The organism is Clostridium sp. (assembly GCF_032576335.1).
GTDB lineage: Bacteria > Bacillota > Clostridia > Oscillospirales > Acutalibacteraceae > Faecalispora.
Genome location: NZ_JAWFXC010000013.1, coordinates 1 through 24,740 on the forward strand (window position 1 = coordinate 1; position 24,740 = coordinate 24,740).

Here is a 24,740-nt window from a genome sequence, read left to right on the forward strand (position 1 = left end):
GAGAGAATCGATACTCTCCCTTTGGAAGGCCTTTGCCTACTTTCACCCTTTCGTGAAAGTAGGTGCCCGCCCCGGCATGAGGGGCAAAGCCCTGCGCCAACAGAACGCCTTGCGCCTTAGCGCAACACTTCTTTTACGAACAAATCAATCTCTCCTCAAAGTAAAAGAGAGAGAGAAATATAAAAAAGACCCATCTATGGAAACCCACAGATAGGCCTTAAATAATCTAACTAGAATGAGCAATAAATTAAACGTTAAAGCGGAATAGCACTACGTCGCCATCCTTCATCACATATTCCTTGCCCTCAGAACGAACCAGCCCTTTTTCTTTGGCAGCCGTCATCGAACCGCACTCCATTAAATCATGGTACGCAACCACTTCCGCACGGATGAAGCCACGTTCAAAATCTGTATGGATTTTACCAGCCGCCTGCGGTGCCTTGGTACCAATCGGAATTGTCCAAGCACGCACCTCCTGCTGGCCAGCAGTCAGGTACGAAATTAGACCAAGCAACGAGTAGCACTCGCGAATCAGGCGGTCAAGCCCAGATTCCGCTAACCCCATGTCCTCCAGGAACATCTGCTTCTCTTCCATCTCCATACCAGAGATTTCGGCCTCTATCTCTGCGCAAATCGGCAGCACACCAGAGTTTTCTTCCTTTGCCAGCTTCTGAACCACTGCATAATACGGGTTATTTTCCACGCCATCCTTAAAATCGGTATCGCTCATATTGGCGGCGTAAATCACCTGCTTATTGGTGAGCAAAGATACGCTTGCGAGAATCTCTGCCTCTTCCTCGGTGCATTCCACGCTGCGTGCGGTATGCCCGGCATCCAGCTCCTCGCGTACACGCTCCAAGAACTCGCATTCGGTCTGGTACTTTTTATCTGCCTTGAGCATTTTACGGCTCTTGTCCAAACGGCGGTCAAGAACCTCCATGTCGGAAAGAATCAATTCTAAATTAATGGTTTCCACGTCACGCGCTGGGTCCACACTGCCATCAACGTGAATAATGTCATCATTTTCAAAACAACGAACCACATGAACAATGGCATCCACTTCGCGAATATTCGCTAAGAACTGGTTGCCAAGGCCCTCCCCCTTGGAGGCGCCACGAACCAGACCCGCAATGTCTACAAACTCGATTGTAGCGGGGGTGTACTTTTCGGGGTGATACATTTCGGCAAGCTTGTCCAAGCGTTTGTCCGGTACAGCAACCACACCAACGTTGGGCTCTATAGTACAAAATGGATAGTTGGCAGACTGCGCTCCGGCGTTGGTAATAGCGTTGAACAATGTGCTTTTTCCAACGTTGGGCAGCCCGACGATTCCCAGCTTCATTTCAATCATCAACCTCTTTCTCTTACAAAAGCATTCAGCTTATTATATTCTTTTTCTGCTTTTCACGCAAGGCTATTTCAGCCAATCAGCCCAAGTCGCTCCAACAGCCATGCCAAAGCGTAAATAAGCGGTTGGTGAGCCATGTAAATAATCAGTGCCCAGCGTCCCATCCATGAAAAGAACGGGATCCGACTGGGGTACATCCATTGAGGTGCCAATCCCTTTGCGACCGGTATACCAATCATCGTACCCGCTAAGAAGAGAAAGCCCCAAGGCAGCAGCGGAAAATAATCGGATGACCGGAAGGAAGAATCGTAAAATCCGAGTGGAAACAACCCGGGGATGTGATAAATTTCACCCGGCAACGGAATCACCGACACCGGGCCAAAGCCCAAATAACCGGATGGAATGGGGCGGGTAAAAAAGTAGAGCAATACCAATAACAATACAATTGCCCATGAGAACGGAATTTTTTTTAGGTACCTGCTCAAAAGGCCATACAGAATCATACACACAGCAAGAAAGTGCAAAATCCCGAACCATATTGCATAATCTGGCGTGACAATTGCGGTAACCAGTGTAACTGCCAAAGCAATGGCAAGCAGGCGCAGCCCTCTTCGCAGGTTTGAGCGAGATAAAAGGGACGAGATTCCCGATATCATGATAAATAATGCTGCAAAAAAAGGCTCTGCCGGGGTAAAGAATTGAAAGAGTATCATCATCCACTTGATTTGGTACAAAAAAGCAAATGTATAAAATGCGTGGTAAAACACCATGCAGAACACCGCAAAACCACGCAGCTCGTCCATTAAGTATAGTCGAGGCCTCTGCCCCGCAGCCGGAGCTTGTATTTCTTCGCTCAAAATCATTCCTCCTGCCATTGCCATTTGAATAGGATATGTTCTCGCAAATTGGCACTTTTGTGAAGCGACTATACAAAAATTGCTCGATTTTCACTGGAACATAAGCAAATTTACCGCTTCAAACCTAGCCCGTACCGTGTTATACTAGTTTTAGTGAAGCTTGCCCGGATTGCCCGGTGCATGTTTTCACTGCAATTTGATGAATTTCTATCATTTATTATATCGAAGGAAAGGAAGAATTACAATGAATGAACCGAAAATTGGACAAATGCTTTCCCGCGATTACACTGTAACAGCCGCAGATTTAGCCTCCGCTTTTGGCAGCGGAAGCGTTACCGTTTTAGCCACTCCTAAAATTGTTGCATTAATGGAGGGCGTTGCCGCTGAATTAGCACAAGGCTACTTAGAGGATGGAATTACCACCGTAGGAGCTGAAATTAACGTAAAGCATATGGCTCCCACCGCGGAGGGCGTAACGGTGAAAATCACTGCAGAGCTAACTGAATGCGACGGCCGTAAATTTGCCTTTACTCTTCAGGCATTTGATAACGTAGGCCTGATTGCTACCGGTACTCATGTACGCGCCAGTATTAAAACGGCAAGCTTTCTTAAAAAAGCACAGGAGCGCGCACAGCAATAAATACACAGCAGAAAGGAATACCCATGAAACCTGTTTATCCCCTCGTTTTATTTGATTTAGATGGAACCCTAACGGAATCCGGCCCAGGTATCCTGAGCTGCGTGAGTGAGATTATGCAGCGTTTGGGTGTTCCTGTGCCCCCGCCAGAGGTATTGCGTACCTTTATCGGCCCTCCGCTCTTCCAGAGCTTTTCGCAGACCTGTGGCCTTTCTGATGAAATCTGTGACCAAGCCGTGAAAATGTACCGTGGTCTTTACGAAACGGAAGGCATTCATAAAAATTCTGTTTACCCAAACACCATTGAGCTATTAACAGCTTTGCGGCAGGCAGGGGCAAACATTTGCATTGCTACCTCAAAGCCATTGCCGCAGGCGAACCGAGTGGCAGAAATTTTTAAGCTTGCGCCGCTGGTCGATTTTATCGCAGGCCCCGCGGGCAGCTCCGAGCGTGAAAGCTCAAAGCTAGAGCTCATCAACTCGTGCCTCGAGCGTTTTTCTGTAAAGCCGGAAAACGCTGTGATGATTGGCGACACCAAGTTTGACGCTGATGGCGCACAATTGGCGGGTACTGCGTTTATCGGGATGCTTCACGGCTATGGCACGCGTGAAGAAATGCTGGAATATTACCCAAAGGCTCGCTTTGCCGCAGATTTTTCAGAACTGGAGCACATGCTCTTGACAAACTGACTCATTGCGGTATATAGTGAAACTAGAACTGAATATGGGGTGCTGCGTATACGCGGCTGAGATGAGGCGGATTGACGCCTATGTCCCTTTGACCTGATCTGGATAATGCCAGCGTAGGAAATATTTGCAGCACAGCAAAACGCATTGTGGTATTTTCCGCTATGCGTTTTTTTGTTAGCGGCACATTTTTCAGGAAGATCGGCAGTTCACACATCGGTTATCCGTTACCGGAACAGCGGAAGTGTCAAACACCAACCGAATGAAAAAGAGTTGGCTATGGCACAGAAAGGATCTTTTATGAAAAAAACAAATACCATCGTACTTGTGGAATGTGCGCTCATGATTGCGCTCTCCACTGTTCTGAGCATGATCAAGGTGGTTGATTTGCCGCAGGGCGGGTCTATCACCTTGGCGAGCATGGCTCCCCTCGTCCTCGTTTCTTATCGTCACGGTGTGAAATGGGGTTTGGGAACGGCATTTGTTCACAGCCTGCTGCAAATACTGCTGAACTTCACTGCCCCTCCTGCAAAAACGCTGACTGCGTTTCTACTGGTGGTACTGCTGGACTATGTACTTGCTTTCACCGTTCTGGGTAGCGCCGCTTTTTGGGGCAAGCCATTTCATAACCGTTCCATACGTATTGTTTTTGGCGTTGCAATTGCTGTTTTTCTGCGCTTTATATGCAGTTTTCTGTCCGGTATCTTTATTTGGAGCGAATATGCACCGGAAGGCACACCGGTTTGGCTGTATTCCTTAATTTATAATGGAAGCTACATGCTTCCCGAAATGATTATTACGGCTGTGGTTACCCTTACTCTCGTTAAAGTGTTAGACAGAACTGGGAACCGCTCCGCTCATGCCGCGTAAAGCGCTCTTACCAAAGGATAGAGGGCTTGTTTGGAGGAAGTCCACAAAGTTGGGACAGACCTGTAAACAAAACGGAGGGCTTGTCATAAAATACATTAGGTGAGCCAAACGCCTTCTTCCAATTCATGTTCCTCCTATTTATATATAGTTCACCTTGTCGTACAGAGGCTAAGAGGGAAAACCGTGCCGGCGGTTTTCCCTCTTTTCAAAATTTATAAAGAACAACTTATTTCGGGTACAAATTACTTTTTCTCACTACCATTTATAAATGCTTTTTTTAATATCCATAACTCCATTTAAAAGAGAAAAAGCTACTGGTAAAGCCAGTAGCTTTTTCTTTCGCAATCAGAGCGGTCTTTCGTGGTTGCAATCGCTTACATTTCGTCTTTCTGCCGGATTACGGCAACATATTCTACGCAGAAACGCAAAGAGCTTATTTCCTTCCATCATAGTATTTTCAGAAAATACAATCAGCGCACAAATCAGGCTGGCAACAAGCAAAAGAAAGAAACAGCCTAAGAGCAAAACCGAACCGTACGATGTGCCCAAAGCAAACTCATAGCGGTGTTGAAACGACGATAAAACTGCCGCCGCTACCACGGTAGCTACTGAGCCTACAAACTGCTGTAAAGTATTTATTATGGCGTTTCCGTCTGAAAGCTCTTCCGTACGCAGAGCACTCAGGCTGGTTGCCATTAGGTTGCTGTAAGATAGCCCTAGGCCTACCATAAACACCAAGTGAGATGCAATGAGCAAAAGAACTACATTGGTGCGCAAGAGTGCCATAAGCAGTAAAACACCTACGCAGGCAATACTAAGGCCTATTATAATTGGTTTTTTCGCACCCGATTTATCTAAAATTCGCCCAGAGATAGGCGCTAACAATGCCCCAGCCATCGCACCAGGGAACATAAACATTCCGGCTGCAGAGGAATCCAGCCCCGTCACAATTTGCAGATAATTAGGGAAAACAAAGGAATTTCCAAGCAGCAGTGCCTGATAAATAAGGAAGCAAACCATCATAGCGGTAAACCGCCTGTTTTTGAGTACGCTCAAATGCAATAGCGGCTTTTGGCGGTTAAAATGCAGAAACAGCCCGCCTGTTACAATACTACCGGTAAAAAACAAAGCCGCAGTAATCATCTGGCTTGCGCTAAGAGCCATTAAAATGCAGGTAAACGTAGCCGCCAAAAACACAGCGCTTCCAAGGGAGATTGGCTCTCTAACGGCTTTTTGTTCTTTGGGGATAGAGCGCAGACCCAAAAACAAGGAGAGAACAATTAATGGAATTAAGAAGAGGAAGATGTCGCGCCAAGTAAAATAATGGGACAGAACCCCTCCGTACGTTGGGCCAATGGCAGGGGCAATGGCTGTTGTTAGTGTACCGATTCCCATCATCATACCGCGGCTTGATTCCGGCGCCTTTGTTAAGATGATGTGGAACATCAGCGGCAGTGCAATTCCCGTTCCCACGCCCTGTAATAAGCGCCCCAATAGTAGAAGGGCAAAGGACGGCAGAACGTAGTTAACCAGCATACCGGCTAGAAAAAACAGATTCGCACAAACAAACAGGGTACGGATCGAAAAGTTCCGATTCAAATAGGATGACAGCGGGACAATAACCGAAATAGCCAGCAGGCAAATGGTGGTAACCCACTGCACAGCGGCCGTTGTTACACCAAACTCATGAATTAAAGTGGGGAATGTCACGTTCATAGCGGTTTCAATTAATACACCTGAAAATGATAGCAACCCGGTTGCAATCACTGCCAGAATTAAGTGGAAATTTTTTTGCTTTGCCATATAAACTCCTTTACAAAAAATAAAAAAAGAGACGAAAATTATTATTTTGCAATAATAATTTTCGCCTCTATTATCAGCACAAAACGTGCTCTCTGTACGAAATCCTTTGTATTATACAAGAAATAATGCTGTTTGTCAAATTCGTATCACAAGAAATTATACGGCCAAATTTAACTCTTCCGGTTGTACCATGCCGGTTTGTATGGCACGGTCACGCAGGAAGATATACAGCTCCGCCATGCTCGCATAAAAGTACGGCGTAATAAGGCATACACCCAGAGAGATGATTACATTTGTTAAAAAATCGGGAAGATTCACCATTGCCAATAAAAACATCCCAATGAAAACCAGCACGAACCAACCAAGGAAAGAAAGCGTTAAAACAAAAATAGAAGCTTTTTCTCCATCCGTCATCATGCGGCTAATCTGCCGTGCTCTGCTGCCCGAAATTTGAGGATTATCGGACAATATAAATGGAACCAGAATATACTGATAAAATTTGTAAATGCCAGGAATAATCAGAAGCAGCGCCCACAAAACAATAAAAAGGTTTGTCACAACGCTGGTTAAAACAACTTTAGCATACCCGTTGCGAAAGCTCATAAAGACATCTGAAAATTTCCCTGCATTAAAGCGGTTGCGTACAAAAAAGCCGTGTAAACCTACGACAAGCGGCATCACAATAAAAACGCTAAATAAAAGATATCCTATGTTATATGCCATAAACACACTAGGTTCTACCAAAAACACACCTGCATCCAAACCTCTTACCCATCTTTTATTTACTTCTGTATAGCCAGTCATCCACTCTACCAACGACGGGAAAAATACAACAAATATTGAAACAAGATATGCCACCCAAAACTTACTTCCTCGAATGGCTTCTTTGGCGTTGTTTTTTAAAATTGGTCTACTCCACATAAACAGAACCCCTTTCACCTATTTATCATACGAATTACATAAGGCCACTATTCCACCGCATCGCCTTACCCTATTCGGTTTTTTCGCAAAAATTATACACACTATGCTACAAACAAACATTATTATTTTTTATATTGTTTCTAATAGCCTGTTCTTTCGTCTTTTCTGCAACAATTTTTCTATATAAATATTTCAATTGTTTGAGTGTCGTGCACTGCTATTTCTTCTTACCCAAATAAAAAAGAACAAGGGACCAGTTCATCGGTGATTATCCGACCCTGCCTGATCCCTTGTTACCGAACTTATGCTATGAACGAAACCAATGCGTTCCGCTTATTCTGCATACTTATCATCGTCGCTCCAAGAATACATCTTGCGCAGCTCTTTACCCACAGACTCCAACTGATGCTCGCTTTCAATACGGCGGCAAGCGTTGAAGTGAGCGCGGCCGTTCTTGTTCTCTGCAATCCACTTGCCGGCAAAAGTACCGTCCTGAATCTCACTGAGAACCTTCTTCATTTCTTTCTTGGTTTCTTCGGTAATCAGGCGTTTGCCTGTCTCGTAATCGCCGAATTCCGCTGTATCAGAAATGGAGTATCTCATCATAGAGAAGCCGCCCTTATAGATCAGGTCAACAATCAGCTTCATCTCATGAATGCACTCAAAGTAAGCGTTTTCAGGAGCATAGCCAGCTTCTACCAAAGTCTCAAAACCTGCCTTCATGAGAGCGCAAACACCGCCGCACAGAACAGCCTGCTCGCCGAAGAGGTCGGTTTCAGTTTCATCACGGAAGGTTGTCTCCATAACAGCAGCGCGTGCACCACCAATACCTGCGCCATAAGCGAGGGCAAAGTCGAGTGCGTGTCCGGTGTAATCCTGTTCAACTGCCACCAGGCAGGGAACGCCCTTGCCCTCTTGGAACTCGCTGCGAACAGTGTGTCCGGGGCCCTTCGGGGCAATCATGAACACGTCCACAAACTTGGGCGGCTTAATCTGGCCAAAATGAATGTTAAAGCCATGAGCAAATGCAAGAGCCTTTCCTTCTGTTAGATTCGGCTCAATATCATTCTTGTACATCTCTGCCTGACGCTCATCGGGGATAAGAATCATGATAATGTCAGCAGCTTTCGTCGCCTCGGGAACGTTTAGAACCTTAAGGCCCGCCTTTTTTGCGCGCTCTGCGCTTTTGCTGCCTTCATAAAGGCCTACTACAACATCAACTCCACTGTCATGCAGGTTCAGCGCATGAGCGTGACCCTGGCTGCCATAGCCAATAATCGCTACGGTTTTCCCCTTAAGTACGTTAATATCGCAATCGGCTTGATAATAAATCTTTGGCATAACATGTTCCTCCTTCAGCAGGTATAAAATTTATAGACAGAGTTCAAGTTTCATTTGCCAAGTCCGCTTAAACGCTCTGTTTTCTGGTAACCTGGGGCCCTTGCTCCAGTGCAACGGTGCCGGTACGGGCAATTTCTTTAATGCCGTAGGGCTTAAGTAGAGTAAGAATCGTTTCAATCTTTTCTGCGGTATCCGCAGCCTGTATGGTAAGTGAAGTTAAAGAAACATCTACCACACGTGCTCGGAATAGCTCTGCGATTTGAATAATTTCTGGGCGGTACTGCGGGGTGCAGCTTACCTTAATAAGCGCAAGCTCACAGCTAATAAACGGGCCGGTATCGTCAAGGCGTTTCACCTTAATGATAGGAATTAGCTTATTAAGCTGCTTTTCCACCTGCTCCATCACATATTCGTCACCGTTGACGACAATCGTCATGCGAGAAATTGCCGGGTCTTCCGTTACTCCCACGGCAAGGCTGTCAATATTAAATGCACGGCGTGAAAATAAGCCAGATACTTTAGACAGTACGCCGGGCTGGTTTTCCACTAAAACGGAGAGAGTATATTTCATTTCGGCGCCCTCCCTTTCAAATAGACGGCAAGGTTGGGTCAACCTTGCACACAAGCAGATATGGCTTGTTGGAAGCGAGCATAACTTTCGCCAGCTCTTCTGCTTCGGGGTTGTTTTCCGCCTGTGCGGATTCCATTCCGTAAGCTCTCGCCAATGCCACAAAATCGGGATTCCCGTTCAACACGGTGGCCATATGCCGCTTGCCATACATTTTATCTTGAATCTCGCGAACCATGCCGAGGTGCCCGTTTTCCATTACAATAATTTTAACGGCAACATCACTCTGCATAATGGTACCAAGCTCACACATAGACATTTGGAACGAACCGTCGCCGCAAACGGCAACAACCTGCCTTTTGGGCTTAGCCAGCTTTGCGCCAATGGCGGCCGGGATGGAATACCCCATCGTGCCAAGGCCGCCGGAGGTTAAAAAGCGCCCTTCTTTTACATTGAAGTTATTGACAGACCAAATTTGGTTCTGACCAACATCCGCTACGAGAATGGCGTCCTCCTGCATCATAGAAGAAAGGGTTCTCATAAATGAACGGGGCTCCACGTAATCCTGCGAAGGCTCACCATGCGGAACCTCGGACTCCCGAAGCTCGTGAACACTACTTAGCCATTCCTGCGAAACCGTGCGGCTTACTTTGTCGGTAAGGCTCTTGAGCACCAAGCGAATATCTCCAACAATTGGGATATGCGCAGTAATGTTCTTGCCGATTTCCGCCGGGTCAACATCAATATGAATAATCTGCGCCTTGCCACCCAGCATTTCTGGGGCAATAATGGCTCGGTCACCTACTCGAGCGCCGCACAAAATAACTACATCGGCAGAGAGCAGTGCCTGATTCGCACTCCTTTTCCCATGAGAACCAACCATACCGAGGTAAGAGTCGCTGTCCAGCGGGACCACACCGATACCCATCATGGTAGAGACTACGGGGATTTCCGTTTTCTCCACAAAATCCATCATTTCTTTTCTGGCACCCGCCAAAACCACACCGCCGCCGCAGCAAATCAGCGGCCGCTGTGCCGTGGCAAGCACCTCAATGGCGCGCTTAATTTGCAGGGCATGTCCCTGCGTTCTGGGTTTATATCCAATAATATCCGCATGCTGCGGGTATTTGAATTCTTTAATCTCATTTTGCTGTACATCCACAGGCACATCTATGAGCACCGGGCCGGGTCGGCCGGTGGTAGCAATGTGAAACGCTTCCTTAAAAACACGGGGCAAGTCAGCAGTATCCTTTACTAAATAGCTGTGTTTGGTAAAGGGCTCACACGCACCGGTAATATCCGCTTCTTGGAATACGTCTCTGCCAAGAAGCTCCGAACGAACCTGCCCGGTGATGGCAATGAGCGGCACGGAATCCATGTACGCGGTTGCAATGCCGGTAATCAGATTGGTTGCGCCGGGGCCGGAGGTGGCAATGCACACACCGGGCTTGCTGCTCGAGCGGGCATAGCCGCTTGCTGCGTGGGCTGCGTTTTGTTCCTGCCGTACCAATATATGTTGGATGGAGGACTGAGACAACAGGTCGTAAAAAGGACAGATTGCCGCGCCCGGATAGCCGAATGCTAGAACGACTCCTTCTTCCTCCAGGCATTTCACCATGATTTCCGCTCCGCTTATCATCGTACTCCACCTTCCCACTCATCAAATTTATGTTCTATCTGATTTCAATCGTACTTCCGTGTACCCGCAGTAACATAACGGGGCAAACTTCTTTTTCCCTTTTTATTTGCAAAAAAACAGTCTTTGGCAAACATAGGAAAAACCGGTGGCTTTCCTTTTGTATCGAAGCAACTGGAACGCCGCCGATTAAAAAGTCAACAAGTTAAATTACCTTTTATTATAATATGATACTTCTACCGAGTCAATAAAAAAAGCGGTGCACCGCTCCCCAAAGGAGCGCGATACACCGCGATACTTTTGTGCAATTCTGCTTATTTCACCAAAGATTTCAGTGTTTCAATCTGAGCGGGAGTCAGGTCGATGATGTCGCTGTTCTCCATACCGGTAGAAACATCCTCAATCAGAACCATCTTGGTGTCCTTTTGAGTCACAGTATTGTGCCACAGGGACTGAGGGATATTGTAAACCTTGAACGGCTCCATCTCCAGCGCTTCCATCTTCAGCTCGCCATCAACTTCTTCTGCACTAATCAAAGTGCAGCGGCCGCTAAGCAGTACAAACAGCTCGTCGGTCTTATTGTGGCGCTCTAAGCAGGTGGTTCCGGTAATGTCATTTGCGGGCTTCCAGTTTTTAATGCCGACTGTCCACTTTTCGTTCTCGTAGACTCTCTGCATGCCTTCGCCGTTCATTTCAAAGCTTTGAATTTTCATGGTTGTGTCTCCCTCTTATTTTAGCAGTGCCTTTGCTTTGGCTACAATATTTTCGGGTGTCAGGCCGTAAATGCGGAACAAGTCTGCTGGCTTGCCGGATTTGCCGAATTTATCCATAACGCCAATGCGGTCAAATTTCGCACTGGATTTGCCTGCCAAAGCTTCTGCAACTGCAGAGCCGAGGCCGCCGATGATAGAATGCTCTTCTACGGATACCATAGCGCCGCACTTCTCAGCCATTTTCAAAATGGTTTCGTTATCGAAAGGCTTAATGGTATGAACGTTTACGACAGCAGCGCTAATTCCCTCTGCAGCCAGCATTTCAGACGCTTTCAAAGCCTCGGGAACCATCAGACCGGTGGCAACGAGGCAAACGTCGGAGCCATCTTTCATGATGTTTGCTTTTCCGGGGATGAAGGGGGTATCATCTTCGGTAATTACATCGCAAACCGGGCGGGCAACACGAATATAAACAGGGCCGTCGATTTCTGCCGCAGCAAAAACAGCCTTCTTGGTTTCAATCGGGTCACAGGGAACAAAAATGGTCATGTTCGGCACAACACGCATCAGTGCCAAATCTTCAATGGACTGATGGCTACCGCCGTCCTCACCGACACAGAGACCGGAGTGAGAAAGACCAAATTTCACATTTGCATTTACATAGGCAACGGAGTTACGAATTTGCTCGTATGCACGGCCGGTGCCAAACAAAGCAAATGTGCTGGCAAAGGGAATCAGGCCGGAATGAGCAAAACCTGCAGCTGCACAAACGAGGTTTGCTTCTGCAATACCAAAGTTAAAGAAACGCTCCGGATATGCATCCAAAAACATGCTGCTCATGGTAGCATGTGCCAAGTCGGCATCCATTGCTACAACCTTATCATTTTTTGCGCCGAGCTCAACGAGAGCTTCGCCGTATGCTACTCTTAAAGATTTTTTCTCAGCCATTGATCTCAACCCCCAGTTCCTTCATTGCCGCTGCAAAGTCGTCATTGTTCATCGGCTTGCCGTGCCAGCCGTGGTTATCTTCCATGAAGGAGACACCGTGACCCTTATGGGTATGGCAGCAAATGAATTTCGGCTTGCCAACTACCGGCTTCTTGATTGCTTCGGTAATCGCGTCAATATCGTGTCCATCTACTTCGAGGCATTCAAAACCAAACGCACGGAATTTTTCCATGGGGTCGCCAACGCTCATAACCTGATCGTTGCTGCCATCTATCTGAAGGTGGTTAAAGTCGAGAAGTACCGTAAAGTTATCCAGCTTGTAATGAGCGGCAGACATCGCTGCTTCCCATACCAGGCCTTCCTGCATTTCACCGTCACCGATGAGTGCGTAAACGTGGTAATCGGCTTTTTTGTATTTTGCTGCCAGTGCCATACCGCCAGCAATTGCAACACCCTGACCCAAAGAACCGGTGTTGCAGTCAACACCCGGAGTTTTGGTCATATCGGGGTGACCCTGCAGGTGAGAATCAGCCTGACGAAGGTGAGCAAGGTCTTCCTTGGGGAAGAATCCTTTTTCCGCCAGAACCGCATAAAGCGTGGGGCAAGCGTGTCCCTTACTCATTACGAAACGGTCGCGGTTTTCCATGTGCGGATTTTTCGGATCGTACTTCATTACATTTTCGTACAATGCCATTAAAATCTCTACACACGAGAGGGATCCGCCGGGATGGCCCGACTGGCAGGCATAGAGCGATTTCAAAATATCTGCTCTAATCTGCGTGGCTTTTGCGTTTAGTTCGCTGTTCATTTCGATTACTCCTTTACAATTAACCCTTCACGGCCCCCGCGGTCAGGCCTTCCACCAAACGCTTCTGCGCGAAGAAGAACATGATGCAAACGGGGATGATCGTTATTATTCCGCCGGCAGTTAGAAGGTCCCATTGGACTCCCAGCTGGCCGATCAGATTTTTTAGAGCCACAGGAATTGTGCGGTTCCGCTCGTTGGTGAACATCACGGCGAAAGTGTATTCATTCCAGGAGGTCATGAAGATGTACACACCCGTAGCAACAAGACAGGGCACCAGCACGGGGAAAATAATGCGGGTAAAGGCCTGCGCGCGGTTGCAGCCGTCAACCATGGCGGCTTCCTCCAAAGACAAGGGCAGGTCATTGATAAAGCCATTGAGCAACCACACCGAAAACGGGATGGTGAACGTGGCATAAGAAAGCACCAGAGATGCGGGGGTGTACAATAAACCCATACTACGCATGATAGCATAAAGCGGAATCAACAGCAAGACCGTAGGGAACATGTTATTGGTCAAAAATAAAACCATAAATGCTTTTCTGCCGGCAAAGCGAAAACGAGAGAAGGAATAAGAGGCCAGCATTGAAACGGTCAAGGTAATCAGTGTGGTAATAATCGCAACCACAAAGCTGTTGCCCATGGGCTTTAAAAAGTTAAAATCTACAAAAAGTTTTCTGTAGGATTCAAAAGTCACGTTATGAGGCCAGTAGGTAACCACACTGCCATAAAGTTCTGCTTCCGGCTTTATGGAGGTAACAAACGTCCAATAAAATGGGAAAAGCAATAGCAGTAAGATTACAAACAGAGGAAGGTAAAGTAACAATAAATTCTGCATGGGTGATCTTTTATGCTGCATAACTTTACGCCTCCTGACTCGCAAACATATTTTTTAAATACGGAATCGCAACCAGCAATAACAGTAATGTTAGCAGAAGCGACATGGTAGACGAATAACCCAAATTCAAAGCATTCGCCTTGTTAAATACATAAACGCTCAGCGTCTGCGATGCGTAAGCAGGACCGCCACCCGTCATGTTGAAAATCACGTCCACCGAGTTTGCCACCCAAATAATACGCAGCAAAGTGGTGACGAAAATGGTGTTCTTAATTGCGGGAATGGTAATGCGGAACAGCTTCTGAAAGCTTGTGGCGCCATCAATATCGGCCGCCTCATACAGTTCGCCGGGCACGCCCTGCAAACCAGCCAGAAGCATTAAAGCAAAGAACGGAATTCCCTGCCAGATAATCGTAAGAATAACAGACGGCATAACCGTAGAATCCTGTGCCAGGAACGGTATGGGTGCCTGAATGAAGCCGACCTTCATTAAAAGGTCATTGAGCACGCCGTAGCTGCCGTCGTAAATCCAGCGCCACATCAAACCAATGAGAACGCCGGGGGTAACCCAAGGAATCAGGCTCACCGCGCGCACAATACCACGGCCACGGAAGCTCTTATTCAAAAGATTCGCCAGAATAAAGCCAAAAACAAACTGGAAACCTACGCCGAAAACAACCCACAGGATCGTCCTCCAAAGGGATGCCCAGAACAGCTTATCCTGCAGCACATCAATGTAATTGGTAAACCCAACAAAACCGATGTCGCTTGGTCTTCTTAAATCATAGCTTTGAAAGCTCATTAAAATCGCATTAAGTGCTGGGATTAATACAACTGCGATAATAATTAGCACCGCAGGCGTGATCAGCAAATACGGCCAAATATTCGTCTTTTTACGCTGCACTGTATATTCACCTCTTTGAAAGATTGGGGCCGCGGCCGAACTAAATTCTCGACCAGCCGCAGCCCACAGAGCCCATTGCTTACTGTTTATTTCTTGCCGTACAGACCTTCCTGCAAGGTCTTCATGGCGTCAGCAGCCGTTTCTTTGCCGGTAAGGGCAGAAGCAACTGTGTTCGGCCAAATGGTGCTGATCCATTCGGTGGTGGTGTCTTTAATCGGGATAATGCCCGCATAGGACTGACCAGCGATGGAAGCCTTCATAAACTTGTTATTCTGGAACTCAGGCAGAGCCTGAACGGTTTTGCTAACAGGCACGTTGCCGGTAATTTTGCACCATTTCTCTTGTCCTTCGCCTGCCGCCAGGTAAGAAATCCACTCGAAAGCAGCATCCTTATTTTTGCTGGACTGGAAGATAACGTTCTCCGTGTCACCCATAGAGGTCCACTGGCCCTTGCCACTGGGGAAGGGGAATGCGTCAACGTCATCACCGAAGGTTTCAACCATACCCTTGGAAGAGCCGGTGTGGTGAATGGTCATAGCAGTTTTGCCAGATTTAAAGTTCGCGATAATTTCGTTAAAGCCATCCTGTGTAGCGGTGGGAGGTACATAACCCTTTTTGTACAGGTCAATAAAGTCCTGCATGCCCTGAACGGACTCAGCGCTGGTCATGTTCTCAAAGCTGCCGCCACGGCCGTTGATGAAGCTGCCCCAAGGTTCTTGGCCGCCCTTTGCACCGCGCATACCAAAGCCGTAAATATCGGTTTTGCCGTCGCCGTTGGTGTCCATGGTGGTCTTCTTGATTGCCTCAAGGAACTCTTCGTAGGTCTTAGGCACTTCTACGCCAGCCTTCTTGAAGATGGACGGACGATAGTAAACGTACAGAACCTGAATGTTCCAGGGCATGACATACATTTTGTCAGAGCCGCCGGCCTGCTTCATAATCTTGTAAATGTTATCATCAATGTCGCTCTTCTTGTCCCACTTTGCAATGTAATCATCCAAATTTGCGAGCAGGTTGTTAGCAGTAAACAGCGGGGTAGCTGTCAGCTTCCATGCTGCGGTATCGGGTCCGCCGCCGCCCATAACAGCGTTAAACAGGTTTTCACTGTATGCGCCGCCGTCCCAGGGGTATTCTTCTGCTTTTACGGTAATGTTTTTCTTGTTGGATTTGTTGAAATCCTCAACCATTTCTTTCATTTTAGCAGAGTAGTCGGAGCTGTCTGCCCAGTACCAATGGGTAATGGTAACCGGTTCGCCGCTTGCCGCTTTAGACTCTGTTGCACTGGAAGCAGCGGGTTGTTTGGCGCAGCCGGCAAACGAGGTTGCCGCAATTGCAAGCGCCAGGGTAAGTGCCAGTACTTTTTTCCTTTTCACTTTCATTCCTCCTAATATTTGAGCTGAGAATCGTCCAAGGCCTGCATAATGTGCCTCCGAGTCTCTTCCGCTGCGGCATCCGGGTTTTTATTTCGAATTGCCTCATAAATGCGGATATGAGCCGCGATTGCGCGCTTATGCGTGCCAGGAACATTCATCGTTTCGAGATATCCTTCCCGAATCGATTCACAGATTAAAGGCAGAATACGCATTAAAACGTCATTCTGCGTGCACTCTGCCACAGCGGTATGAAAGTCCACGTCGCGCGAAGGGTATTCAAGCCCATTAATGAGCTCCGCGGTTTCCATATCTTCAATTGCCTGGCTGAGCCTGTTGAGATTCTCGCTGGTGGCTCTTTGCGCCGCCAGCATCGCGATTTGCGGTTCTATCAGAAGTCTGCTTTCGAGCAGGTTGTGAAGCAGCTTATTTGGATTTGCAAAGTGCAGGCCTAGGGGGTCGTTCTTCATACCAAGACTCTCAGAAATAAAAGTGCCTTTCCCCCTGTGAATTTCTACTACATTATCGGCAATCAACAGCTTGACCGCTTCCCGCACAGTGGAACGCCCTACGCCAAACATGACCGAAAGTTCCCCTTCACTTGGAAGACGGTCGCCGGGTTTCAGATTTTTTTCCACTATCATTTCCTTAAGCTTTTTGGAAATAACAAGCGGAAGTTCTCTGGTCCCAAACAAAATTTGACTCATGTTCACTCTCCTTGGCTTCCCCTGTTCGGTACAGCTTGTCCCTCCCGGATAAGCTGCCGCATCAAACTAGGTTTTTTGTGCAATAACACAAATTCATTGACTTGATTATACCAAATCAAAATTCTGATTTCAAGACTTTTTATAAATATATTTAGTTTAAAGAGTCAAATTTATAAAATAGCACTAAAAAACCACAAAGTGTCATGTGACGTCTGACGACTGACATCCGATTAGATTTTGACACACTATCTATTTTATCCAAATTTTTCCTGCCATCGAATGAAATACCCCGCTCTCGCGCCGTATTCTCACCTCCACTCTTATTGTCTGCAAGCAGTTTTAAAACATACGGCATATTCGTGTTCGTTTTATGAAAATCATACAACTCCACAGCACAATCTATCAACAATTTGTAAAAACATGAGAACGCCGCATGTTTCTGCTTGATTATACAAGATTCGACTCCGAATGTCTTTATAAATTAGAAAATCGTTTTTACGGCTAATATACTAAGAATTCAAGAAAGCCGCCCTTGGCTTTAAAAGTGCGGTAAGAATGCGCTCTTTCGCTTGACTTTACCTAATCCCACATATAGAATAAAAGCAGAAAACGCATAGTTTTAGAATGCAATTTAAATAGAAAGGGTGTTTGTTTTGGAAAGTTTCGTTTACCAGGTACCAACCAAAGTGATTTTCGGTAGAGATGCAGAGCTGCAGATTGCACCGGAAGCCGTGGCCCGCGGTGTAAAACGTACTCTTTTGGTATATGGCGGTGGCAGCGTTGTGAAAAGCGGGCTGCTTACCCGAATGGAAAAATCTTTGGAGGAATCGGGAATCAAAGTGCAAACCCTTGGTGGTGTGCAGCCGAACCCCAGACTACAGCTGGCAAGAAATGGCGTACAGCAGGCACTGGAGTTTGGTGCAGATTCGATTCTGGCTGTGGGCGGCGGCAGTGTTATTGACACCGCTAAGGCAATTGCGATTGGTGCAGCAAACCCCGAAACAGATATTTGGGAGTTTTGGCTGCGTAAGCAAACCGTAACCAAAGCATTGCCAGTAGCCGTTGTACTTACTATTTCCGCAGCCGGTAGTGAAACCAGTGATTCGGCCGTTTTGACCGATGCGGATACCAACACCAAGCGTGGCCTGAACACCCCGTTTAATCGACCAGCATTCTCGGCATTGAATCCGGAACTGACGATGACCCTTCCTAAGTTCCAAATCACCTGCGGAACCGTAGATATGATGATGCACACAATGGATCGTTATTTTAATCCGGTAGTAACCAACCAAGTTACAGACGAGCTGTCGGAAGCATTGCTACGTGTTATCATCCGCAATGGCCCTATCGCACTCCAAAACCCACACGACTATAACGCGATGAGCGAGCTAATGTGGGCAGGGAGCCTTTCTCACAATGAATTAACCGGCCTTGGCGGACAAAAGGATTTCGCACCTCACCAGATAAGCCACGAACTTAGCGGCCGTTTCGACGCAGCACACGGCGCAGCTCTTTCTGCCATTTGGAGCTCTTGGGCTACCTATACACGCCGAATAAACCCGGAACGTTTTGCGCAATTTGGCAGAAATGTGTGGGGCCTTACCGGCACAGACACCGAGGAGCTTTCCAAAGCAGCTATTCAAGCCTCCAACCGTTATTTCCGCTCTCTCGATATGCCTACCAATTTTACGGAGCTAGGCATAGGCGTTCAATCTGATAAAGTAATTGAAGAGCTTGCGTGGAGCTGTTCCTTTGGCGAAACGCGGACGGTAGGAACCTTCCAGAAGCTAAATCGCAAGGATTTGGAAGCAATTTATCATCTGGCAAACCATTAATTCACTCGTTAATTCGTATTAGAAGATTATAAGCTTGTAAAGCACCTGCTCTATTTATGAAAGGGGATCTACGATGAAATCTACTTTTCTGCATTTTAACTACAATGTGTTCGATTTGGAAAAAAGTCTCGCGTTTTATCATAAGGCACTGGGTCTTACGGAAAAGCGCCGTAAAGTTGCTTCCGATGGTTCCTTTATACTTGTATACTTAACCGATGATGCGACCGGTTTTGAACTGGAACTGACATGGCTGCGCGACCGCAAAGAACCCTATAATCTGGGGGATAATGAAATTCACCTTGCCGTGCGTGTTCCAGATAAAAAAGAGGCTTATGAGCTGCACAAAAGCATGGGCTGTATTTGCTATGAAAACCACGAGATGGATTTGTACTTTATCAATGACCCCGATGGATACTGGATTGAAATATTGGACCGATAATTAAGCAAAGTAATCAATAAAAAATCCCCACCGTTTTTCGGTGGGGATTTTTTATTGAATAATTCCGTACTTTTTCATGCGATATTGTAAACTTTGGCGGCGAAGCCCTAAGGAATCTGCCGTACGCGTGATATTACCGCCGTAATACTCCAAAACCGCTTTTATAACCTGATTTTCATAGGAATCCATTGTATACTGCAAATCCTGCCGCATCCAGATTTCCTCGGTATTCTCTCCCGTAGAGCGGCGTGGCTTTTCCATATCCTGCAAATAACGTGGTAAGTGGGCAATACCGATTACCGGGCCATCTACCACATTGAACGCATAATCCAATACATTGTGTAGTTCTCTCACATTCCCCGGCCAATTGTACTGTGAAAACAAAGTCATTACTTCTGGGCCTATACTCTGAATGGACTTTGCATATTTATAAGCCTTGGAAGAGATATAATCCTCCGCTAGCAGCAAAATATCTTCCGTATGTTCGCGAAGCGGCGGTAAATCAATCGTTACCGTAGAGAGCCGATAATACAAATCCTTTCGGAGAGCATTATCTTTGAGCAGTTGCGCCGGTGGTTCATTGCAGGAAGATATAAAACGAATATCGGTCTTTTTATCCTGACTTCCACCAATTCGCCGAAATGTCCCTTCCTGAATCACACGTAAAAGCTTCGACTGCATCGAGAGACTCATTGAATTCAACTCATCCAAAAATAAGGTGCCTCCATCGGCTTCTTCTAAAAGGCCAACGGAATTGGTACTGCCGGTAAACGCACCCTTTTGTGTGCCGAAAAAGACCCCTTCAATCAATGTGTCTGGAATGGCTGCGCAATTGATTGCCACAAATTTCTTTTCTTTTCGAGAACTGTACTTATGAATACTTTGCGCAAATACCTCTTTGCCGGTGCCTGTTTCTCCTACCAGAAGAATATTGCTGTTTTGAGCCGCAACCCGTTTGGCAAGATTGACTGCATCCACCAGCTTTTGGGAAGTACCGATGATATTGCTAAAGGTGTAACCGGAGAATCTGGCATATGTTGTTTTTTCCTCTTGGTCGGAAAGTGCTGCACGAACTTTCTCCAGCCACTCAATCTGTGCCTTTACAACCTCCAGATTCTGCTCAAAAACCACCACGCCAGCCAACTCCTTATTTTGAAAAACAGGATACGCTGTATTTACTGTGGCTACATCACTGCCAGTCGTCGTCTTAAAGATATCAAACCGATTGAGCACGGGAGCGGCTGTTCGCAAACACGTGAGAACGGTGCTCACCGATTCCTCCACGTTGTACATATCGAGCAGGTGTTTCCCTCTAACGAAAAATCCATTGGGAATTTCGGAGATTTTTCTACTGTTTTCATTTAGATAAACCAGACCTGCATTTTTGTCGTAAATCTGTACCCCGTCCGTTACCTTCTCCAGTGCGGATTGATAAAGGAAATCACTGTCGGTGTGTGTTTTCAGGTAATACACCATACCACAGCCCGAATCCCAACAGATGAAATCAAAAATCTCCTCGTTCCAGCTTAGTTCCCCTTGGCTTCGGCAATAATCCACTTGAGAAAACAATAAGGAAAACGGCTGATTTAAAAAAGAGGACCAAACCTGCACACACCTGTTTTTTGTCTCCTTATTCATCCAGTCAATGGATCGAATCCGCTTTTCTTCATCCAGCACAATGGCTACATCGGCCATATTCATAACCCGCACCTCCCCGATTTACAGAGAATGAACTCATTGGAACAAATCATAGCACAAGCCGTCATAGCGGTCAATGAGTGCAAAATAGTTTGCCATAGTGCCAAATCATTTTGCGGTTTGGCCGCAATTTACAGAATCATCACTTTCTCACATTAGCGTAAAACCGATAAAAACCGCCATTATCTTCTGTTTTTTTCTGTTATTTATTGTATTTTTTAGTTGGCATGGATCTTGCTATAATAAAAAGTGTAAGCACAAACGACCCTGTACTGGCACAAAAATATCGCGCGCGGGTATTGACGGAGGGTACACAGGTCACTTCAAAGGAGGAAAATAGCATGAAAGAAACAGACACCAAAATACGCAAACCTCTTCGGCTAGGGGTTTTTGTTCCCTCATTTGTTATTACAGGCGGAGCGGCATTACTTGGCCTAATTAATAACGAATGGCTTACCAGTGCAACTTATACTGTTTTCGAATGGTCCCTCAAGAACTTCGCATGGCTTTACCAACTAATTGCAATGTTTACTCTCATTATGATTGCGATTATGACTTTTTCTAAAATTGGTAATATTCGTTTTGGCGGCCCACAGGCCAAAGCCAAGTACTCGTTTGCTTCTTGGTTTGCAATGATACTTACCGCAGGAATTGCAACGGGACTCATTACATATGGTGCCAATGAGCCGCTCATTTATTTTGGTAACATCTATGGTGAGCTTACTGCATCAGGAATTAAGCCCGGCTCACCCGAAGCTGCCTATTTTGCAATGGGTCGTGTGTTCTATAACTGGTCATTTGTGCCGTACGCCATGTACGCGCTTTCCGGCGTGCTCATTGCGTATTTGTACTTTAACCGTGAGCAGGAGCTTTCGGTATCTGCTTCCCTTACCCCCCTATTCGGGCCGAAAGTAACTCGTGGTCTTGCTCGCGATGTAATCGACACTTTATCCGTTCTGGCTATTGTTCTTGGCTTGGCCTCTTCCCTGGGTGCTGGTCTTGCACTGGTAGGCAGCGGCTTACAATCAGCCTACGGCATTGCACAGGGGCCCATCCTCTGGTTTGCACTTGCAACCGTGATTACCGTAGCGTTTACCGTCTCTTCAGTTCAAGGTATTGATAAAGGAATTAAATGGCTGGCTGACTTAACTTCAAAAATCTTTTACGGCTTGGTAGCCGCCCTCATTCTAATCGGGCCAACTCTTTACATTCTGAACATGATGAACGTTGGTATGGGCTACTGGCTCGACCACTTCTGGTCTTGGGGTTTTGACCCCTACGTCATGGGCGGCGAGGCATTGGTCACTTGGTGGACAATGTACGACTGGGCAATTTGGATTGCCTACGCGCCTCTTATGGGTATTTTCTTTGCAATCATCTCTTACGGGCGCACCATTCGGCAGTTCCTTGTTGTAAACTGGATTGCACCCTCCGTTTTCAGTATAGTGTGGTTCAGCATTTGGGGCGCAACTGCTCTTGACTGGCAGACCACCGGTGTTGCAGACATGGTATCCATCATTCAGCAGAACGGTGCGGTAGCCGGCATGTGGGAATTCTTAAAACACATACCCTTAAGCGTCATATTTATCCCAATTGTAATTATTACTTTGATTGCGGAGTACGCCAACACCGCAAACGGCATGGCAACTACAATTTCTTCCATTTGCACCAAAGAATCTCGCCACGACGAAGAGCCTGCCACTTGGCTAAAAATCCTTTGGGGTGTTACCATCGGTCTAATTGCTGCTATTATGGTGGCGTTTGGAGGCGGTGAACAAGGCGTTGACGGTGTAAAATACCTTGCGGCCTGCGGCGGATTTGCCGTATTGTTTGTCTATGTTCTTCAGGTTGCCTCTACGTTTAAAGTATTCTTCCTAGACAAAAGAACACGGGAAGATATTGTAGAAAGTGTAGATATGGTGGAAGAACCTGACCAAGAGGCCGGAAAGGAGCAAGTCTGTGCAGAAAACTTATCATAAACCGGTTATTCTGGGAGGCACGCTTACACTTGAAGACGTTATTGCTGTAGCACGCCACGGAGCAAAAGTGGAATTTTCTGAGGAATATCGGGAACGGGTCAACCGTTCCCGCGCCCTCGTGGAAAAATGGGTGGACGAAAACCGCATTATGTACGGCGTTACCACTGGCTTTGGGGCTCTATGCACCAAAGCGATTACAAAGGAAGAAACGGCAAAGTTACAACGTAATATCATTCTTTCTCACTCTACCTCCGTGGGGGAACCCTTTACCCCGGAGCAAGCGCGGGCAACCATGCTGATGGTTCTGCAAAACTTAGGGCAAGGTTACAGCGGGGTTCGTCTTTTAATACTAGAAAAATACCGTGAATTCCTTAACTGCAATCTCATTCCTTGGATTCCCCGTGAAGGCTCTGTGGGATACCTGTGCCCAGAGGCACACATGGCTCTGGTACTACTTGGTGAAGGTAAGGCATATTGGAATGGCAGCCTGCTGCAGGGTTCTCAAGCGCTAGCTGCAGCGGGGATTGAACCGATAGAGCTTAGCTCAAAAGAAGGGCTTGCACTGGTTTCGGGAACAACCTCTGTTACAGCATTGGCTTCTCTTTCCCTATACGACCTGCTCAATGCGGCAAAGTCAGCGGATGTCATAGCCGCCATCACATTGGAAGCCTCCAAAGGATTAATTCAAGCTTTTGATGATCGAGTCATGCAGGTTCGCCCCCACCCGCACCAGAAAGAAACCGCAGCTAATATTCGTGAACTTCTGGTAGGTTCTGAGGTTATTGAACATTTCAAAAACGCCCGCATTCAAGATGCACTTTCTCTTCGTTGTGTCCCACAGCTTCACGGTTCCTCCAAAAAAAATCTTCTTGATGCCCGCACAACCATTGAGATTGAAATCAACGCCTGTTGTGATAACCCCATTATATGGAGCAAACCAGGAGAAGAAGATGTTATTTCCGCTTGTAATCCAGATTCCTCCTATGTGGGAATGGAAATGGACAGCGCCTGCATTGCAGCAACCTGCCTTGCTAAAATGTCGGAGCGCCGCAACAATCGAATGATCGATGAAACACTCTCCGGTAGTCCATGGTTTCTCATTAAAAATCCCGGCCTAAACTCCGGTTTGATGATTCCGCAGTACACGCAGGCTGGTCTTTTAAACGATATGCGAATTCTCTCAACTCCCGCTACAATCGATAATACTCCTACCTGCGGTAATCAAGAGGATTATGTGGCGATGGGCTATAATGCTGCAAAAAAATCGATTCTAATTGCAGAAAAGCTGGAATACATTCTCGCTATTGAGCTTCTCTCTGCTTATGAATCGCAGGTGTTCATCGATGAATCACTTGCTCGCAGCCCAGTTACCGCACAAATTTTGGCTGAAATTAGTCAACATGTACCTACGATTGATCAAGATATCTTCCTGCATCCTCACATTGAATATTTGCGAGAATTCATCCATTCCGGAAGACTGGCTGAACTCGCCGAACAAGCGATTGGGAGGTCATTATTATGAAAAAAGAAGCACAGCAAATCGTAAAAATGGATTTGGTCAAAATCTTTTTGACTCCACCAAACACTAAAAAGGAAAAAATTGTTCTAATTCTGCTTATGCTGATTACATTCATGATTTTTTTCGGACCAATCTGTTTTACAGAAATCTCCCCCATTCGGGCCATCCTGATTGCCAGTATGCCGACTCTTTCTATTTCATGGGGGCTGATTGCTTTGCTGCGCGCTAAATATCGTATCAAGGATTTTTGCAAATAACAGCTTCCATAAAAAAGCATCACCATATCTGATGATGCTTTTTTTGCGTTGCAAGCTTCTC

At 46.5% G+C, this 24,740-nt stretch carries 24 protein-coding genes and 1 riboswitch; of the genes, 9 read left to right on the forward strand and 15 right to left on the reverse strand.

The genetic code is table 11. From position 1 onward, the window contains the following. The coding region (locus E7L17_RS12410) for a hypothetical protein (protein ID WP_316323460.1) at positions 1 to 214 on the forward strand (214 nt) is incomplete at its 5' end. 33 nt (positions 215 to 247) lie between these two features. Here E7L17_RS12410 and ychF read toward each other — a convergent pair. Both ychF and E7L17_RS12420 read right to left on the reverse strand, forming a co-directional pair. After that, entirely contained in the window at positions 248 to 1,342 is a 1,095-nt protein-coding gene (gene ychF, locus E7L17_RS12415; RefSeq protein ID WP_316323535.1) for a redox-regulated ATPase YchF, read from the reverse strand. A 77-nt stretch (positions 1,343 to 1,419) separates the two neighbouring features. Further along, the gene (locus E7L17_RS12420) at positions 1,420 to 2,205 is read right to left on the reverse strand and encodes a heparan-alpha-glucosaminide N-acetyltransferase (RefSeq protein WP_316323461.1); all 786 of its coding nucleotides are present in this window, start codon (positions 2,203 to 2,205) and stop codon (positions 1,420 to 1,422) included. Positions 2,206 to 2,449: 244 nt separating this feature from the next. On the opposite strand from E7L17_RS12420, the gene E7L17_RS12425 reads away from it, so the two are divergent. From E7L17_RS12425 to thiT, 3 genes are all read left to right on the forward strand, one after another. Beyond that, positions 2,450 to 2,845: a thioesterase family protein gene (locus E7L17_RS12425; RefSeq protein WP_316323462.1), complete on the forward strand. Its 396-nt coding sequence runs from the start codon at positions 2,450 to 2,452 to the stop codon at positions 2,843 to 2,845. 23 nt (positions 2,846 to 2,868) lie between these two features. Then, positions 2,869 to 3,531, forward strand: coding sequence for an HAD hydrolase-like protein (locus E7L17_RS12430; RefSeq protein ID WP_316323463.1), 663 nt, complete (start codon positions 2,869 to 2,871; stop codon positions 3,529 to 3,531). Positions 3,532 to 3,556: 25 nt separating this feature from the next. Next, positions 3,557 to 3,669: riboswitch (TPP riboswitch) on the forward strand. Between the two features lie 159 nt (positions 3,670 to 3,828). Continuing rightward, a complete protein-coding gene (thiT, locus tag E7L17_RS12435) occupies positions 3,829 to 4,398 on the forward strand; it encodes an energy-coupled thiamine transporter ThiT (protein WP_316323464.1) in 570 nt (189 codons plus the stop codon). Between the two features lie 345 nt (positions 4,399 to 4,743). Here thiT and E7L17_RS12440 read toward each other — a convergent pair whose 3' ends face one another. From E7L17_RS12440 to E7L17_RS12495, 12 genes are all read right to left on the reverse strand, one after another. Then, positions 4,744 to 6,201, reverse strand: coding sequence for an MFS transporter (locus E7L17_RS12440; protein WP_316323465.1), 1,458 nt, complete (start codon positions 6,199 to 6,201; stop codon positions 4,744 to 4,746). Positions 6,202 to 6,357: 156 nt separating this feature from the next. Further along, a complete protein-coding gene (locus E7L17_RS12445; RefSeq protein WP_316323466.1) occupies positions 6,358 to 7,122 on the reverse strand; it encodes a DUF975 family protein in 765 nt (254 codons plus the stop codon). Positions 7,123 to 7,455: 333 nt separating this feature from the next. Next, positions 7,456 to 8,463, reverse strand: a complete 1,008-nt coding sequence (gene ilvC, locus E7L17_RS12450; protein WP_316323467.1) for a ketol-acid reductoisomerase — start codon at positions 8,461 to 8,463, stop codon at positions 7,456 to 7,458. A 67-nt stretch (positions 8,464 to 8,530) separates the two neighbouring features. Beyond that, positions 8,531 to 9,034, reverse strand: coding sequence for an acetolactate synthase small subunit (gene ilvN / locus E7L17_RS12455; RefSeq protein ID WP_316323468.1), 504 nt, complete (start codon positions 9,032 to 9,034; stop codon positions 8,531 to 8,533). A 16-nt stretch (positions 9,035 to 9,050) separates the two neighbouring features. After that, positions 9,051 to 10,670, reverse strand: coding sequence for a biosynthetic-type acetolactate synthase large subunit (gene ilvB / locus E7L17_RS12460; protein WP_316323469.1), 1,620 nt, complete (start codon positions 10,668 to 10,670; stop codon positions 9,051 to 9,053). 311 nt (positions 10,671 to 10,981) lie between these two features. Next, entirely contained in the window at positions 10,982 to 11,380 is a 399-nt protein-coding gene (locus tag E7L17_RS12465) for a cupin (RefSeq protein WP_316323470.1), read from the reverse strand. Positions 11,381 to 11,395: 15 nt separating this feature from the next. Then, the gene (locus E7L17_RS12470) at positions 11,396 to 12,328 is read right to left on the reverse strand and encodes a transketolase family protein (protein WP_316323471.1); all 933 of its coding nucleotides are present in this window, start codon (positions 12,326 to 12,328) and stop codon (positions 11,396 to 11,398) included. Further along, positions 12,321 to 13,136, reverse strand: coding sequence for a transketolase (locus E7L17_RS12475; RefSeq protein WP_316323472.1), 816 nt, complete (start codon positions 13,134 to 13,136; stop codon positions 12,321 to 12,323). The genes E7L17_RS12470 and E7L17_RS12475 overlap by 8 nt, the downstream gene beginning before the upstream one ends. Positions 13,137 to 13,155: 19 nt before the next feature. Further along, entirely contained in the window at positions 13,156 to 13,992 is an 837-nt protein-coding gene (locus E7L17_RS12480) for a carbohydrate ABC transporter permease (RefSeq protein ID WP_316323473.1), read from the reverse strand. A gap of 4 nt (positions 13,993 to 13,996) precedes the next feature. Continuing rightward, positions 13,997 to 14,875, reverse strand: coding sequence for a sugar ABC transporter permease (locus E7L17_RS12485; protein ID WP_316323474.1), 879 nt, complete (start codon positions 14,873 to 14,875; stop codon positions 13,997 to 13,999). 86 nt (positions 14,876 to 14,961) lie between these two features. After that, positions 14,962 to 16,248, reverse strand: a complete 1,287-nt coding sequence (locus E7L17_RS12490; protein ID WP_410470670.1) for an ABC transporter substrate-binding protein — start codon at positions 16,246 to 16,248, stop codon at positions 14,962 to 14,964. A gap of 11 nt (positions 16,249 to 16,259) precedes the next feature. After that, positions 16,260 to 16,952, reverse strand: coding sequence for a FadR/GntR family transcriptional regulator (locus E7L17_RS12495; protein ID WP_316323476.1), 693 nt, complete (start codon positions 16,950 to 16,952; stop codon positions 16,260 to 16,262). 653 nt (positions 16,953 to 17,605) lie between these two features. On the opposite strand from E7L17_RS12495, the gene E7L17_RS12500 reads away from it, so the two are divergent. Together E7L17_RS12500 and E7L17_RS12505 are read left to right on the forward strand one after the other, a co-directional pair. After that, positions 17,606 to 18,787, forward strand: a complete 1,182-nt coding sequence (locus tag E7L17_RS12500; RefSeq protein WP_316323477.1) for an iron-containing alcohol dehydrogenase — start codon at positions 17,606 to 17,608, stop codon at positions 18,785 to 18,787. Positions 18,788 to 18,860: 73 nt separating this feature from the next. Beyond that, the gene (locus E7L17_RS12505) at positions 18,861 to 19,226 is read left to right on the forward strand and encodes a VOC family protein (protein ID WP_316323478.1); all 366 of its coding nucleotides are present in this window, start codon (positions 18,861 to 18,863) and stop codon (positions 19,224 to 19,226) included. 51 nt (positions 19,227 to 19,277) lie between these two features. Here E7L17_RS12505 and E7L17_RS12510 read toward each other — a convergent pair whose 3' ends face one another. Further along, positions 19,278 to 20,927, reverse strand: coding sequence for a sigma-54 interaction domain-containing protein (locus tag E7L17_RS12510; RefSeq protein ID WP_316323479.1), 1,650 nt, complete (start codon positions 20,925 to 20,927; stop codon positions 19,278 to 19,280). Between the two features lie 338 nt (positions 20,928 to 21,265). Here E7L17_RS12510 and E7L17_RS12515 point away from each other — a divergent pair, with 338 nt between their 5' ends. Genes E7L17_RS12515 through E7L17_RS12525 form a run of 3 tightly spaced genes read left to right on the forward strand, consistent with a single transcriptional unit; the run spans position 21,266 to position 24,679 of the window. Continuing rightward, on the forward strand, positions 21,266 to 22,903 hold the full coding sequence (locus E7L17_RS12515; protein WP_316323480.1) for a BCCT family transporter: 1,638 nt from the start codon (positions 21,266 to 21,268) through the stop codon (positions 22,901 to 22,903). Beyond that, on the forward strand, positions 22,884 to 24,425 hold the full coding sequence (locus tag E7L17_RS12520) for an aromatic amino acid ammonia-lyase (RefSeq protein ID WP_316323481.1): 1,542 nt from the start codon (positions 22,884 to 22,886) through the stop codon (positions 24,423 to 24,425). Before E7L17_RS12515 ends, E7L17_RS12520 begins: the two co-directional genes overlap by 20 nt. Then, on the forward strand, positions 24,422 to 24,679 hold the full coding sequence (locus E7L17_RS12525) for a hypothetical protein (protein ID WP_316323482.1): 258 nt from the start codon (positions 24,422 to 24,424) through the stop codon (positions 24,677 to 24,679). Before E7L17_RS12520 ends, E7L17_RS12525 begins: the two co-directional genes overlap by 4 nt. Positions 24,680 to 24,740 lie beyond the last annotated feature (61 nt).